At 73.4% G+C, this 14,876-nt stretch carries 8 protein-coding genes; all 8 read left to right on the forward strand.

Going from position 1 to position 14,876, the window contains the following annotated elements; all coding sequences use genetic code 11:
• Positions 1-450: 450 nt before the first annotated feature.
• The 8 genes from ACFWVC_RS26745 to ACFWVC_RS26780 all read left to right on the forward strand — a co-directional run bounded on the left by ACFWVC_RS26745 (position 451) and on the right by ACFWVC_RS26780 (position 14,427).
• Entirely contained in the window at positions 451-2,157 is a 1,707-nt protein-coding gene (locus tag ACFWVC_RS26745) for a glycerol-3-phosphate dehydrogenase/oxidase (protein WP_384291346.1), read from the forward strand.
• 124 nt (positions 2,158-2,281) lie between these two features.
• The gene (locus tag ACFWVC_RS26750) at positions 2,282-3,946 is read left to right on the forward strand and encodes a protein kinase (protein ID WP_384291351.1); all 1,665 of its coding nucleotides are present in this window, start codon (positions 2,282-2,284) and stop codon (positions 3,944-3,946) included.
• A 121-nt stretch (positions 3,947-4,067) separates the two neighbouring features.
• Positions 4,068-5,924 (forward strand): protein kinase, encoded by a 1,857-nt coding sequence (locus ACFWVC_RS26755; RefSeq protein WP_384291357.1) that lies wholly within the window; start codon positions 4,068-4,070, stop codon positions 5,922-5,924.
• A gap of 81 nt (positions 5,925-6,005) precedes the next feature.
• Positions 6,006-7,907 carry a serine/threonine protein kinase gene (locus ACFWVC_RS26760; protein WP_384291362.1) on the forward strand — a complete coding sequence of 634 codons (1,902 nt, stop codon included), beginning with the start codon at positions 6,006-6,008 and terminating at the stop codon, positions 7,905-7,907.
• Positions 7,908-7,992: 85 nt separating this feature from the next.
• Entirely contained in the window at positions 7,993-9,411 is a 1,419-nt protein-coding gene (locus tag ACFWVC_RS26765) for a serine/threonine-protein kinase (protein WP_384291368.1), read from the forward strand.
• Positions 9,412-9,431: 20 nt separating this feature from the next.
• Complete coding sequence (locus ACFWVC_RS26770) at positions 9,432-10,937, forward strand: protein kinase (protein WP_384291371.1); 1,506 nt, start codon at positions 9,432-9,434, stop codon at positions 10,935-10,937.
• Between the two features lie 89 nt (positions 10,938-11,026).
• Positions 11,027-12,646: a succinic semialdehyde dehydrogenase gene (locus tag ACFWVC_RS26775; protein ID WP_384291375.1), complete on the forward strand. Its 1,620-nt coding sequence runs from the start codon at positions 11,027-11,029 to the stop codon at positions 12,644-12,646.
• A gap of 14 nt (positions 12,647-12,660) precedes the next feature.
• Entirely contained in the window at positions 12,661-14,427 is a 1,767-nt protein-coding gene (locus tag ACFWVC_RS26780; RefSeq protein ID WP_384291377.1) for a GMC oxidoreductase, read from the forward strand.
• Positions 14,428-14,876: the final 449 nt, after the last annotated feature.

Raw genomic sequence — 14,876 nt, forward strand, 5'->3', positions numbered from 1 at the left:
CCGGCCAGGTTTTTCCCCGTCCCCCGGCCGGGCCAGCGGCCCGCGGGGGATGTCGGCTGGGCGGCTGATGTGCCGCTGCACCAACCGTGGGCGCGCGCCATGGCTGCCTTCCACCCCCCACTGGGGATCAGGCGCTTGCTACTACGGAGGGGGCGGGGGCGTAGGGGTGGGTGTTCTGGACTGTGGAGCATATTTGTGTGCGGCACCCGGGACGCGAGTGAGAAAGCGCTGGAAACGCACGTAAATGTGCTGTCCAGAATGGCCAGCCCCGGAGGCCCTGCACCCGGCACCCCACGAAACGGGCGCCGGGGTGCCAGACCGCGCCGGGCACACGGGCGGGAGGGCGGGAAGGAACCCCCGCACAGGTAGCCGCACCGCGCAGCGCGGGTAACGATCGTGAGGACGGGGAATGCGCTGAGGCGCGACCTGGCGTCATCACGGGAGGCTCGGATGCTGACGGCGACATTGGGACCGGCGGAGCGCGCCTCCGCGCTCGCCCGAATGGCGGAACAGGAACTGGACGTGCTCGTGGTCGGCGGCGGCGTCGTCGGCTCGGGGACGGCGCTGGACGCGGTGACCCGCGGCCTCGCGACCGGGCTGGTGGAGGCGCGGGACTGGGCGTCGGGGACGTCGAGCCGGTCGAGCAAGCTGATCCACGGCGGCCTGCGCTATCTGGAGATGCTGGACTTCGCCCTCGTCCGGGAGGCCCTGAAGGAGCGCGGGCTGCTCATCCAGCGGCTGGCCCCGCACCTGGTCAAGCCGGTGCCCTTCCTCTATCCCCTCCAGCACCGCGGCTGGGAGCGCTTCTACGCGGGGGCGGGCGTGACGCTGTACGACACGATGGCGCTGTCGTCGGGCCACAGCCGCGGCCTGCCGCACCACCGGCATCTGTCCCGCAAGGGGGCGCTGCGCGTGGCGCCGTGCCTGCGCAAGGACTCCCTGGTCGGGGCGCTGCAGTACTACGACGCGCAGATGGACGACGCCCGCTACACGATGACGCTGGTCAAAACGGCCGTCGGCTACGGCGCGCTCGCCGCGAACCGGGCCCGGGTGATCGGCTTCCTGCGCGAGGGCGAACGCGTCGTCGGCGCCCGGGTCGAGGACGTCGAGGGCGGCGGCGTCTACGAGGTGCGGGCCCGGCAGATCGTGAACGCAACCGGGGTGTGGACGGACGACACGCAGGCGCTGATAGGCGAGCGCGGGCAGTTCCATGTCCGCGCGTCCAAGGGGATCCACCTGGTCGTGCCGAAGGACCGCATCCACTCCTCGACCGGGCTGATCCTGCGCACCGAGAAGAGCGTGCTCTTCGTGATCCCGTGGGGCCGGCACTGGATCGTCGGCACCACCGACACCGACTGGTCCCTGGACAAGGCGCACCCGGCCGCGTCCAGCGCCGACATCGACTATCTGCTGGAGCATGTGAACTCGGTGCTCGCGGTGCCGCTCACCCGCGACGACGTCGAGGGCGTGTACGCCGGGCTGCGGCCGCTGCTGGCCGGTGAGTCGGAGGCGACCAGCAAGCTGTCGCGTGAGCACACCGTGGCGCATCCCGTGCCGGGGCTCGTGGTCGTCGCGGGCGGCAAGTACACCACGTACCGGGTGATGGCCAAGGACGCCGTGGATGCCGCGGTGCACGGGCTGGACCGCCGGGTCGCGCAGTGCTGCACGGAGGAGGTCCCGCTGGCCGGTGCCGAGGGCTACCACGCCCTGTGGAACGCCAGGGCGCGGATGGCGGAGAGCACCGGCGTGCACGTGGCGCGCATCGAGCACCTGCTCAACCGTTACGGCAGCCTCACCGAGGAAGTGCTGCAGCTGATCAAGGACGACCCGTCCCTCGGCAGTCCCCTGGCCAACGCCGACGACTATCTGCGCGCCGAGGTCGTCTACGCCGCCTCCCACGAGGGCGCGCGCCATCTGGACGACGTGCTCACCCGCCGCACCCGCATCTCCATCGAGACCTTCGACCGCGGCACGCTCAGCGCCCGCGAGACGGCGGAGCTCATGGCGCCCGTGCTGGGCTGGGACAAGGAGCAGGTCGAGAAGGAGGTCGAGCACTACCAGAAGCGGGTGGAGGCGGAGCGGGAGTCGCAGCGGCAGCCCGACGACCAGACGGCCGACGCCGCCCGTCTGGGCGCCCCGGACATCGTCCCGCTGTAGCCCGCCGTAGCCCGCGGGAACGCGGCCCCGCGGGCGTCCGCAGTGGCCTGGACCACTGCGCCTGCGGGCTCCGCGGCCGGGCCGGATATCGTTCCTTCTGGTAAGTCGCAGGAAGGGGCGCGCGATGTCCGACCTCGGACGCCTGGTAGCCGGGCGGTACCGACTCGTCGAGCGGATAGGCCGCGGCGGCATGGGCACCGTCTGGCGGGCCGAGGACGAACTGCTCGGACGCCCGGTGGCCGTCAAGAAGCTGCATCCGCCGCAGCCCCATCTGCAGGACGACGAACTGGAGACGCTCTTCGAGCGCACCCGGCGCGAGGCGCGCAGCGCCGCGCGGATCAGCCACCCCAATGTCGTCGTGGTCCACGACGTGGTGGAGGACGAGGGACTGCCGTCGATCGTGATGGAGTACGTCCCCGCCACCACCCTCGGCGATCTGCTCAAGGAGCGCGGGCCGGTCCCGCCCGAGGAGGCCGCCCGCATCGGCCGCGGCATGATCGCCGCCCTGCGCGCCGCGCACGCCGCGGGCGTGCTGCACCGGGACGTCAAGCCCGGCAACGTGCTGCTCTCCGAAACCGGCCGGATCGTGCTGACGGACTTCGGCATCGCCCAGGCGTCCGGTACTTCGACGCTGACCCGCACCGGCGAGCTGATCGGGTCGATCGACTTCCTCGCGCCGGAACGCCTCACCGGCGGCGTGCCCGGTCCCGAGGCCGATCTGTGGGCGCTGGGGGCGACGCTGTTCCAGGCGGTGGAGGGACGTTCACCGTTCCGCCGGGACACCGCCATCGAGACCGCGTACGCCATCGCCACCGACGAGGTGCCCGTCTCGGGCCGCGCGGGCGCGCTCGCCCCGGTCATCGCCGGGCTGCTCGCCCGCGAGCCGGAGCGGCGGCTGTCGGCGGAGGAGGCGGAGCGGATGCTGCGCGTCCTGGCCGCCGAGCCCGTGACGGCCCGTGTGCAGCGGGAAGCGCTGGCCCACCCGCAGCCGCTGACCGGGCCGACCACGGTCTTCCGCCCGGTGGCCGGGGCCGAGACCGCCCCCGTCACCGCGGCCGCCGCGGCGCCGCCGTACCAGCCGCAGCCCCCGGCCCCGGCCCCGGTGCCGACCCCCGCGCCCGCGCCCGCCCGGCGGCGGCGCGCCCCGCTGTGGATCACCGCCGGTGTGCTGGTGGCCGCACTCGCCGGGGGCGGGGTGTACGCCGCCCAGAACTTCGGCGGTACGCACGGCAGCGCCGCGGGTTCGCCCGGAGCGTCGTCCCCGTCGTCCCCGCCGGCGACGCCGAGCACGCCGTCCACCTCCGCGCCTTCCTCGCCGTCCCCCTCCTACAGCCCGTCCCCGGTTCCGGACGGCTACCACCTCGTCGAGGAACCGGACCGCGGCTTCTCCCTGCCCATTCCCGACGGGTGGACGCGCCAGGTCAGCGACGACGGCCAGCAGATCATCTACGTCGACCCGACCGGCCTGGTCGGCCTGCGCATCGGCACGCTGGACTTCGCGGGGCCGAGCCCCCTTCAGCACTTCAAGGACGAAGAGGCGCAGACGATCCCCAAGCTGCCCGGCTACGAGCAGCTGCGCATGCAGAGCACCCAGTGGCGTGGACGGCCCGCCGCCGTATGGGAGTTCACCTGGGAGGGCAAGGCACGGAAGTTCCGCGCGATCGACCTCGGATTCGGCGAGCCGGGACAACGGGAGTTCGCCGTCTACCTCTCCGCTCCGGACGCCCAATGGGCCTCCTACCGGCCAGTGTTCGAGAACGTGGTGGCCGGTCTCGTACTCACCGACTAGCACAGGGTCAAGCCGGGGTGGGACCACGGGGCATTGTCAGGGATGATGGAGCTCTCCATCCCGCGGTCGCCGGAATCAGGCGATGAGGGAGCTTCATCTTCAGCGACTGCAGAGGGAATTCATGGGTCAGGCGCATGACACCGACACCGACCACCGTCTCCTCGCCGGCCGCTACCGGCTGGGTGCCGTGCTCGGCAAGGGCGGCATGGGCACGGTCTGGCGGGCTGTGGACGAGACCCTGGGCCGCACCGTCGCCGTCAAGGAGCTCCGCTTCCCGGGCAACGTCGACGAGGACGAGAAGCGCCGCCTGATCACCCGCACCCTGCGGGAGGCCAAGGCGACCGCCCGCATCCGCAACACCGGTGCGATCACCGTCTTCGACGTCGTCGAGGAGGACGAGCGCCCCTGGATCGTGATGGAGCTGGTCGAGGGCCGCTCGCTGTCCGACGCGATCCGCGAGGACGGCCCGCTGACGCCCAAGCGGGCCGCCGAGGTGGGCCTGACCGTGCTGGACGTGCTGCGGGCCGCGCACAAGGAGGGCATCCTCCACCGCGACGTCAAGCCGTCCAACGTGCTGCTCGCCCAGGACGGCCGGGTCGTGCTCAGCGACTTCGGCATCGCCCAGATCGACGGCGACCCGTCGGTCACCTCCACCGGCATGCTCGTCGGCGCCCCCTCCTACATCTCGCCCGAGCGGGCCCGCGGCCAGAAGCCCGGGCCCCCCGCCGACCTGTGGTCGCTGGGCGCGCTGCTGTACGCGTGCGTGGAGGGCAGGCCGCCGTACGACAGGGGCTCGGCCATCGCCACCCTCACCGCCGTGATGACCGAGCAGCTCAAGACCCCCGCCAATGCCGGCCCGCTGGCCGGCGCGATCGAGGGGCTGCTGGACAAGGACCCCGACAAGCGCCTCGACGACGCGGCCGTGCGGCCGATGCTGACCGGGATCGTCAACGCCCCGGTCGCCCCCGTCGCCCCGGCGCCCGATGTCACCCGCGCCATGGCGCTGCCCACCGACCCGCAGCCGACCCCCACCGACGCGCCGCCCGCGACCCGCGAGGCCGCCGCCGACCAGGCCGCGCTGCGCGCGGCGAAGACCAAGCCGGAGCCGGTGCCGGTGCCCCCGGCCCGGGCGGCGGTCACCGCGGCATCGTTCACCCTGCCGCCCTTCCTGCAGGACGAGCGGCGCCGCCGGATCCTGCTGATCGTGGCGGCCGCGATCGTGCTCGCCGTACTCGGCACGATCATCGGCGTCTACGCGGGCGGCGGCGACGACGGCACGGGCTCCGGGGCGTCCCCCGGTTCCTCGGCCTCGCCGAGCACCAAGTCCGGTGACAACGGCGGCGTCCAGGACGACAAGGGCAACAAGGGCGACGACGACACGTCCGGTGACGACAAGGGCAAGAACGCGGACGACGACAACTCCGGCAAGGGCTCCGGCGACAACTCCGGGTCCGGCAAGGGGTCCGGCAAGGGGTCCGGCAAGGGGTCCGGCAGCGGCTCCGACGACTCCGCCGGCGCGGTGCCGTCCGGCTGGCAGGCCTACACCTCTCCCGAGGGCAACTTCTCGATAGCGCTGCCCGCCGGCTGGGCGGGGAACAGCAAGGGCAACGGCTACGGCAGCGGCACGATATTCAACGCGAGCCACAGCCCGCGCGTCCAGGTCGACTGGACGGATCGTCCCGGCAAGGACGCTGCCGAGGCGTGGCGCAACCAGGAGCCGAACAGCCGGCGCTACTACCCCGGCTACCAGCGGATCTCCATCGATCCCATCGCGTGGCGCGGCTATCGCACCGTCGCCGACTGGACGTTCACCTTCACCTCCGGCGGCACCAAGATGCGGGCGGTCAACCGCGGTTTCGTCACCGACGACAAGCACGGTTACGCCATCCTCTTCACGGCCCCGGACGCCGAATGGAACAGCCCGGAGACCAAGGCGATGCTCGCCGCTCTGTACAACACCTTCAAACCGGCCAAGTGACACTGCTCCAGCACGTATCGTGAGTCATTGCGGACTGTCCGCATCCAGATCGGATCGGATCTGACGCTTTGGGGAGGCGTCGTGGACGACTACGCGGGACGGATACTGGCCGGCCGCTACCGCCTGCCGCGGCCGCCCGCCGACGAGTACGAACTGGTGGAGACCCGGGCGTACGACACCTACAGCGGCCAGGAGGTGCTGATACGCCAGGTGCTGCTGCCGGAGGTCGTCGGCGCCGAACCGGAGCCGTACCGCGGCGACGGCGGCGACACCGCGCGCCGGGCGCTGGAGGCCGCCCGCGCGGCGGCCGCGATACCCGATCACCCCCGGCTGGTGCAGGTCTTCGACATCTTCGTCGAGGACGGCAGCGTCTGGATAGTGAGCGAGCTGGTGTCCGCGCGCCCGCTCGCCGCGCTCCTGGCCGACAAGAAGCTGAGCCCGTTCCGCGCCGCCGAGGTCGGCAACGACGTGCTGACCGCGCTGCGCGTGCTGCACGCCCATGGCTGGACCCACCGCAATGTCACCGCCGGCACCGTGCTGGTCTGCGACGACGGCCGGGCGATGCTGTCGGGCCTGGCGGTCGGCGCCGCCCAGGAGGCGCTGTGCGGCTACAACACGCTGCCGGTGCCCGCGCTCGCCGGGGGCGGCGAGGAGGCGGGCGGCGGCAGCTGGGAGGGACCGCACTCCGTACTGGAGCTGGAGCGCGCCCGGCAGGCCCGGCTCACCGTGGTCGGCCCGGTCACCGAACGCTGGGCACCGGAGCAGGCCACCGAGGTCCACGAGAACTGGCAGCTGGCCCCGCCGGTCGGCCCCGCCGCCGACCTGTGGGCGCTGGGCTCGCTGCTCTTCCGCAGCGTGCAGGGTCACCCGCCGTTCCCGGAGGAGTCCACCACCGAGCTGGTGCAGCTCGTCGTCGCCGAGCCGCCCGCGTTCGCGGAGGAGTGCGGCCCGCTGCGGCCGGTCGTGGAGTCCCTGCTGCGGCAGGACCCCGAGGAACGCCCGGACGTGGAGGAACTGCGCGGCTGGCTGCGCTCCCTGGTGCGCTCCGCCCCTGAGCCTGATCTGGGGCTGCGCACCGTGCCGGTGCCCGCCGACGACCCGCACAAGCTGCCGATCGTGCGGCGCCGGGGCGAACTCGTCCGCCGCCGCAAGGCCGCCGCCGATCCGGTGCCGGTGCCCCTCGCCCACGGCCGCCACAAGCGGTCCAGGGAACGCAAGCGGACCCAACGGGGGCCGCGCACGCTCGGGTTGATGCTCGTCGCCCTGGTCCTGGCGCTGCTGGCCGCCGCCGTGGTCTACGCCGTGGTCTTCCTGCCGCGCGCCGGTGGCACGACCGACGAGGGCAGCGCGGGCGCCTCCCGTACGCTGCCCGCGCAGGTGCCCGGCGGCGACGACAAGCCACAGGGCTCGAAGGCCCCGCCCTCGAAGACCCCGTCCTCGCGCACCCCGGGGAGCGGCGCGCCGACGGGCAAGGCGCCGGCGAGCAGCGCGCCGCCCACCCGTGCCACGCCTCCCGACAACACGGTGACCACCGGGCTCGGCGGCGATTTCCAGCTGCGCACCGACGCCGAGGGCTTCCGGCTGGCCGTGCCCAACGGCTGGCAGCGCAGCGGCAAAAACGGCGACGGCCAGGTCCGCTACAGCGGCGGGGACTACCAGTTGCTCGTCGTCCCCGGCCGCGACTCGGCCACCGCCAAGGGCGGCGACCCCATGGCGTACCAGAACGACGAGCCGGAGCTGGCCGGCTTCCGCGCCTCCGGATGGTCCTCGGCCTCCGGGCTGCGCCGTCTCGACATGGGGGGAATCGCCGCGGCGGAGGGGGAGTTCAGCTGGAGTGACGCCTCCGGGCGGCAGCTCTTCGCGCGCAACCTGGTCATGATCCGGGACGGCAGGTACCACGTCGTGCTGGTCGTCGGCCCGGACAACCGCCGCTCGGACGTCAAGCGGTACTTCGAGAAGGCGGCGGAGACCTACGGCACCTGACCCGTCCGTGCCGGTCCCACGCGCGGAGCGGGGGCCGGAACCGAATGGGGCGGACGGGCGTCGGACAGGCCGTGGGGGCAGGGGAATGATCGGAAGCGCAAGTGGCAGCGGCAGCGTGCTGGCCGGGCGGTACCGGCTGGGCGACCTGATCGGCAGCGGCGGCATGGGCCGGGTGTGGGAGGCCCAGGACGTCGTGCTGCGCCGCACCGTCGCGGTCAAGGAGCTGACCCTCGGCGCCCATCTGGCCGAGGAGGACCGGGCGGTGCTCCAGACCCGCATGCAGCAGGAGGCCCGTGCGGCGGCCCGGATCAACCACCCGGGCGTGGTCACCGTCCACGACGTCGTCGAGCAGGACGGCCGCCCGTGGATCGTCATGGAGCTCGTCGACGGACGCTCCCTGGAGGAGGCGGTCCGCAAGGACGGCCCGCTGCCGCCGCGCGAGGCGGCCCGGGTCGGCGCCGCCGTCCTCGACGCGCTGCGCGCCGCGCACGCCGCGGGGGTCCTGCACCGTGACGTGAAACCGGCCAATGTGCTGCTCGCCCGCGACGGCCGGGTGCTGCTCTCGGACTTCGGCATCGCCGTCGTCGAGGGCGACGCGGCCATCACGCGCACCGGCGAACTCGTCGGTTCCGTCGACTACCTGGCCCCCGAACGGGCCCGCGGCGGCCGGCCGGGACCCGAGTCCGACCTGTGGTCGCTGGGCGCGACGCTCTACACCGCGGTCGAGGGCCGCTCCCCGTTCCGCCGCACCTCGCCGATCGGCACGCTCCAGGCGGTGGTGTACGAGGAACTGCCCGAGCCCCGCACCGCCGGACCGCTGCGACCGGTGATCACGGGCCTGCTCCAGAAGGAACCGGCCGCGCGGACGCCCGCCGGGCAACTCGCCACCACCCTGGCCGTCGTCGCCGCGGGCGAGCCGCACCACAGCCGTCCCCGCGGGCGGCGCACCGCCGTCACCGCGGTCGCCGTGTCGGTCGCGGTCGCGCTGCTCGCGGCCGCGGCGGTCGTCGCGGCCGTGCTGCGCGACCGGGGCGGCGACACGAACGCCGGGGTCCCCGCCGGCTACGAGCGCGTCACCGACCCGGCCGGGTTCAGCGTGGCCGTACCGCGCGGCTGGAAGCGGCAGTTGGACGGCGACCAGATCGACTACACGCCCGACAACGGCGCGCACCGCCTGCGCATCGGGATCGAGAGCCACCCGGCGGACCCCAACCCGTACATGCACCTGCTCGCGCTCGAACAGGACGTCCGCGCGCTGCCCCGCTACACCCGCGTGCGGCTGCACCAGAACGTCTACCGCGAGGGCGACGGCGCGCTGTGGGAGTTCACCTGGACCGCGGAGAAGGAGAACCCCGGGCCGCGCCGTGCCGTCGACCAGGCGTACCGCGCCACGGACGGCACCGAGTACGCGATCTACATGGGCGCCCCGGCCGCCGACTGGCCCGCCTCCCTCGCCCGATTCCAGGTCGCGCTGCAGACCTGGCGGGCCGAACCCGGGTCCTGACCATGGGGCATGATGTGGCCATGTCGAGCGACGGGGGGCCGCTGGTCGCGGGCCGCTACCGGATCACCGGGCGGCTGGGCCGAGGCGGCACGGGCACGGTGTGGCGGGCCGAGGACCGGCTGCTGGGCCGTCAGGTGGCGGTCAAGGAACTGCACGCCGAGGGCGACCGGGAGCGGGCGCTGCGCGAGGCGCGCACGGTCGCGCAGATACGGCATCCGCATGTGATCGTCCTCTACGACGTGGTCGAGGAGGACGGCCGCCCGTGGATCGTCATGGAACTCGTCGACGGTCGCTCGCTGGCCGACGTCCTCGCCCAGGACGGACCCGTCGCGCCGCGTGAGGCCGCCCGGATCGGGGCCGCCGTCACCGGCGCGCTGCGGGCCGCGCACGCGGCGGGCGTCCTGCACCGGGACATCAAGCCCGGCAACGTCCTGATCGAGCGCGGGACCGGGCGGGTCGTGCTGACCGACTTCGGCATCGCGCGGGTGGACGGCGCGACCACGCTGACCGGCTCCGGCGACTTCGTCGGCTCGCCGGAGTACACCGCGCCCGAGCGGATGTCGGGGCAGTCCGCCGGGCCCGCCTCCGACCTGTGGTCGCTGGGCGTGCTGTTGTGCGCGGCGGTCCTCGGGCGCTCCCCGTTCCGTCGCGACTCGCTGGGCGAGGTGCTGCACGCGGTCGTCTTCGAGGAGATCCGGCCCCCGGAGCGGACCGGGCCGCTGCTGCCGGTCGTCGAGGCCCTGCTGCAGCGCGAGCCGGAGCGGCGGCCCGACGCGGAGACCACGGAGGCACGGCTGCGGGCGTACGCGGAATCGGGGGAGCCGCCCGCCGCCCAGCCGCAGGACGCGGTGCCGCAGACCGGCAGGCGGCGCCGGCGCGCGCTGCTGCCGGTGGCGGCGGTATCGGTGGCCCTGCTGGCGGCGGCGGGCGTGGCTGCGGCGACCCTCCTTCCGCAGGAACGGACCGGCGCGCAGGGTGCGGCGCCGCGCTCCGCCCCGCCCGCCTCCTCCGCCGGGACCCCGCGGGCGGTGCCGGGGGACCCGGCGGCGTCAACGGCGCCGGCGGGATCCGTGCCTGCCGTGCCACCCGCGGGCTTCCACCAGGTCGCCGACCCCGCGGGCTTCTCCCTGGCGGTACCCGACGGTTTCCACCGCTCCGACGAGCCGCCCCGGGTCTACTACTACTCCGCGGGCAAGGAGTTCCGCCTCGGCATCCGTACGCAGACCCCCGGGGCGCAGGGCCCGGAGGCGGTCATGCGCGCCCAGGACGCGGCCGGACCCGCCGCGTACAGCGGCTACCGCGACGGCTTCGTCACCCCCACCACGCAGGACGGGCACCCCGCGGCGCTGTGGGAGTTCACCTGGGACGGCTTCTCCGCGGGCGAGCCCCGGCGCACCTTCGACCTGTGCTGGGAGCAGGGCGGCCGACTCTACGACGTCTGGGTCTCCTCGCCCCTGCACCGTGCCGAGCAGGGGCGCGCCTACTTCGACGCCGCCCGCGCGTCCTTCCGTCCCGGGGCTCCCTGAGGCGTTTCTGCCAGCTTTTGCTGGCGTAATTGTGAAAAGTAGCTACTGACGGGTATGCACGCGGTGTCGTCCCGCCGTACTCTCCCGCCATGACGGACTTCCCCCCAAGTGGTCCCGCCGGTCCGGCCGGCGACGGCAACCCGGTCGCCCCCGCCGGTACCAGGACGGCCGCCGACGTGGTGACCCCCGACCTGGTCGCACGGCTCACGCGGGGCGTGGGCGGCAGCGGCCGCACCGTGAACCACACGCCGATGACCGGCGAGACGCTGGCGGAGCTGCCCGAGTCGACGCCGCAGGACGTGGCGGCGGCGTACGAGCGGGCCCGGGAGGCGCAGCGGGCGTGGGCGGCCACCCCGGTCCGCAAGCGCGCCGCGGTGCTGCTGCGGTTCCACGACCTCGTCCTGCGCCGGCAGGCCGAGGTGCTGGACCTCATCCAGCTGGAGACCGGCAAGACGCGGCTGCACGCGCACGAGGAGGTGCAGGCCGTCGCCGTCGCCGCCCGCCACTACGGGCTCAAGGCCCCCTCCTACCTGCGCCCCAAGCGGCACACGGGCGCGATCCCGGTGCTGACCAAGGTCAGCGAACTGCGCCACCCGCGCGGCGTGGTCGGGCAGATCGCCCCCTGGAACTACCCCCTGGAGCTGTCCATCGGCGACGCGCTGCCGGCCTTCGCCGCGGGCAACGCCGTGGTCATGAAGCCCGACACCGAGACCGCGCTGACCGCCCTGTGGGCGCGCGAGCAGCTGATCGAGGCCGGGCTGCCGGCCGACGTCTGGCAGATCGTGATCGGTGAGGGCCCGGTCGTCGGCCCGGCCGTGGTCGAGCACGCCGACTACGTGTCGTTCACCGGCTCGACCCGCACCGGCCGCGACGTCGCGACCCGCGCCGCCGCCCGCCTGATCGGCGTCTCCCTCGAACTGGGCGGCAAGAACGCGCTGTTGGTGCTGGAGGACGCCGACCTGGACAAGGCGGCCGAAGGCGCGGTCCGCGCCTGCTTCTCCTCCGCCGGGCAGTTGTGCATCTCCATCGAGCGGCTCTTCGTCCACGCGTCGGTCGCCGACGCCTTCCTGGAGCGCTTCACCGCCCGCACCCGCGCCCTCAAGCTCGGCACGGGCCTCGCCTACGGCGCCGGGATGGGCTCGCTGGCCGGCGAACGCCAGCTGGAGACCGTCACCCGGCACGTCGAGGAGGCCGTCGCCAAGGGCGCGACCGTCCTCGCCGGGGGCCGGCCGCGTCCCGACGTCGGCCCGTTCTTCTTCGAGCCGACGGTCCTGGACGGCGTGGAGGCGCCGATGGCGGTCTGCACCGAGGAGACCTTCGGCCCGGTCGTCTCCGTCTACCGCTTCACCGACGAGGACGAGGCCGTCGAGCGCGCCAACGCCACGCCCTACGGCCTCAACTCCAGCGTGTGGACCAAGGACGCCCGCCGCGGCGCCCGCATCGCCGCCCGCCTGCGCAGCGGCACCGTCAACGTCAACGAGGGCTACTCGTCCGCCTACGGCAGCGTGCGCTCCCCGATGGGCGGCATGAAGGACTCCGGACTCGGCCGCCGGCACGGCTCCGAGGGCATCCTGAAGTACACCGAGGCGCAGACCGTGGCCACCCAGCGACTGCTGCCGATGGCCCCGTCCCTGGGCATGGACGACGCGGCGTACGCGGCCTTCATGAGCCGCAGCCTGCGCGCGATGAAGGCGCTGAGGCTCCGCTGATGGAAGGTGCGCCGATGTCCTACGACTACGACGTGATCGTGATCGGGTCCGGCTTCGGCGGGGCCGTCTCCGCGCTGCGCCTGACCGAGAAGGGCTGGAAGGTCGGCGTCATGGAGGCGGGCCGCCGCTGGACCCGCGAGTCCCTGCCGAAGAATTCCTGGCACCTCAAGGACTATCTGTGGGCCCCGGCCTTCGGGCTGTACGGGATCCAGCGCATCCACCTGCTCGACAACGTCATGATCCTGGCGGGCGCGGGGGTCGGCGGCGGATCGCTCAACTACGCCAACACCCTCTACGTGCCGCCGAAGGCGTTCTTCGAGGACCGCCAGTGGGGCCGCATCACCGACTGGCGGGAAGAGCTCGCGCCGTACTACGACCAGGCCAAGCGGATGCTGGGCGTACGCCTCAACCCGACGATGACCCCCTCCGACGTCCACCTCAAGGCCGCCGCCGAGAAGATGGGCGTCGGCGACTCCTTCCACATGGCGCCGGTCGGGGTGTTCTTCGGGGACGGTCAGGACGCCGGAGGTGACGCCAAGGCCGCGCCCGGCGGCGAGGTGCCCGACCCGTACTTCGGCGGCACGGGCCCGTCCCGGCGGGCCTGCACCGAGTGCGGGGAGTGCATGACCGGCTGCCGGCACGGCGCCAAGAACACCCTCAACGAGAACTACCTGTACCTCGCCGAGAAGGCGGGCGCCGTGATCCACCCGATGACCACGGTGACCGCGCTGGCGGAGAACGCGGAGGGCGGCCACGACGTCTCCGTCGTCCCCACCGACCGCCGCAAGGCCGCCCCCCGCGTCCTGCGCGCCCGGTACGTGGTCGTCGCGGCCGGCACCTACGGCACACAGACGCTGCTCCACCGCATGCGCGACGCGGGCCGGCTGCCCGGTGTCTCGGCGCGGCTCGGCGAGCTGACCCGTACCAACTCCGAGGCCCTGGTGGGCGCGCAGACCGACAGCCGCCGCTACCGCAGGCGGACGGGCGAGAAGCGGGTGGACTTCACGCGGGGCGTGGCCATCACGTCCTCGATCCACCCGAACGACAACACCCACATCGAGCCGGTCCGCTACGGCAAGGGCTCCAACTCGATGGGCGGCCTGTCCATCCTGCAGGTCCCGCACGGCACGAAACTGCCGCGCGGCCTGGCCTATCTGGCGCACTGCGTCCGCCACCCGGTGCTGCTGATGCGCTCGCTGTCCAACCGCCGCTGGTCGGAGCGCACCATCATCGGCCTGGTCATGCAGTCCCTGGACAACTCGCTGACCACCTACCGCAAGCCCAAGGGGCTGGGGAAGGGCCTGCTCACCGCCCGTCAGGGGCACGGCGCGCCCAACCCGGACTTCATCCCCGAGGGCGCCGAGGCGGCCCGGCTGCTGGCCGAGGAGATCAACGGCTTCGCGGGCAGCAACGTCGGCGAGTTGATGGGCACCCCGCTCACCGCGCACTTCCTGGGCGGCTGCGCGATCGGCGAGGACGCGGAGCACGGCGTCATCGACCCGTACCACCGGCTGTTCGGGCACCCGGGCATCCATGTGGTGGACGGCGCAGCCGTGTCGGCGAACCTCGGCGTCAACCCGTCGCTGACCATCACCGCACAGGCGGAACGGGCGATGTCGCTGTGGCCCAACAAGGGCGAGGCGGACCCGCGTCCGGCCCAGGGCGAGGCCTACCGCCGGGTCACTCCGGTCGAGCCGATGCGGCCCGTCGTCCCCGAGGACGCCTTCGGCGCCCTGCGCCTGCCGCTGCTCCCGGTCCCGCCGGTGCCGCCCAAGTCCTGACCCGGCCGCCCTCGTCCCCCGGAGGCGGACGGCGACTCACTCGATCGTGGGGCGGATACCTGCCCAAGTGCCGCGAAATGAGTAGTGTGTTCCTCGCAGAGCGGCCGGCCCCCGGCGTCCCCGGAGCCGACCGCCACTTTCGAGTCGTGACCGGGCTGCTGTCCCCTGCCGTCCGGTCACATCCACCGGAACGAGGTCCCACGGCGGCCCGCGCTGCTTCCACTAGGCGCGGGCGCGCCTCATCGTTCCGGTGCCACCCCGCCCAGCTGCGTCTGAGCGGTGTCCACGCGTGGTGTCCTGCTTTTCGACGTCTGTTATGCGTGCTGTTCCTGCTACCCCTGGCCCAAGGTGACCGCGCCTGGCTGGCACGGACACCGCGTTCAACGAAGGCGCCCGGAGGCGGTCACGTGCCGTACGGGTGATGCCCCCCGAACGGGTCACATCGTGCC

Source organism: Streptomyces sp. NPDC058691, from assembly GCF_042714775.1.
GTDB lineage: Bacteria > Actinomycetota > Actinomycetes > Streptomycetales > Streptomycetaceae > Actinacidiphila.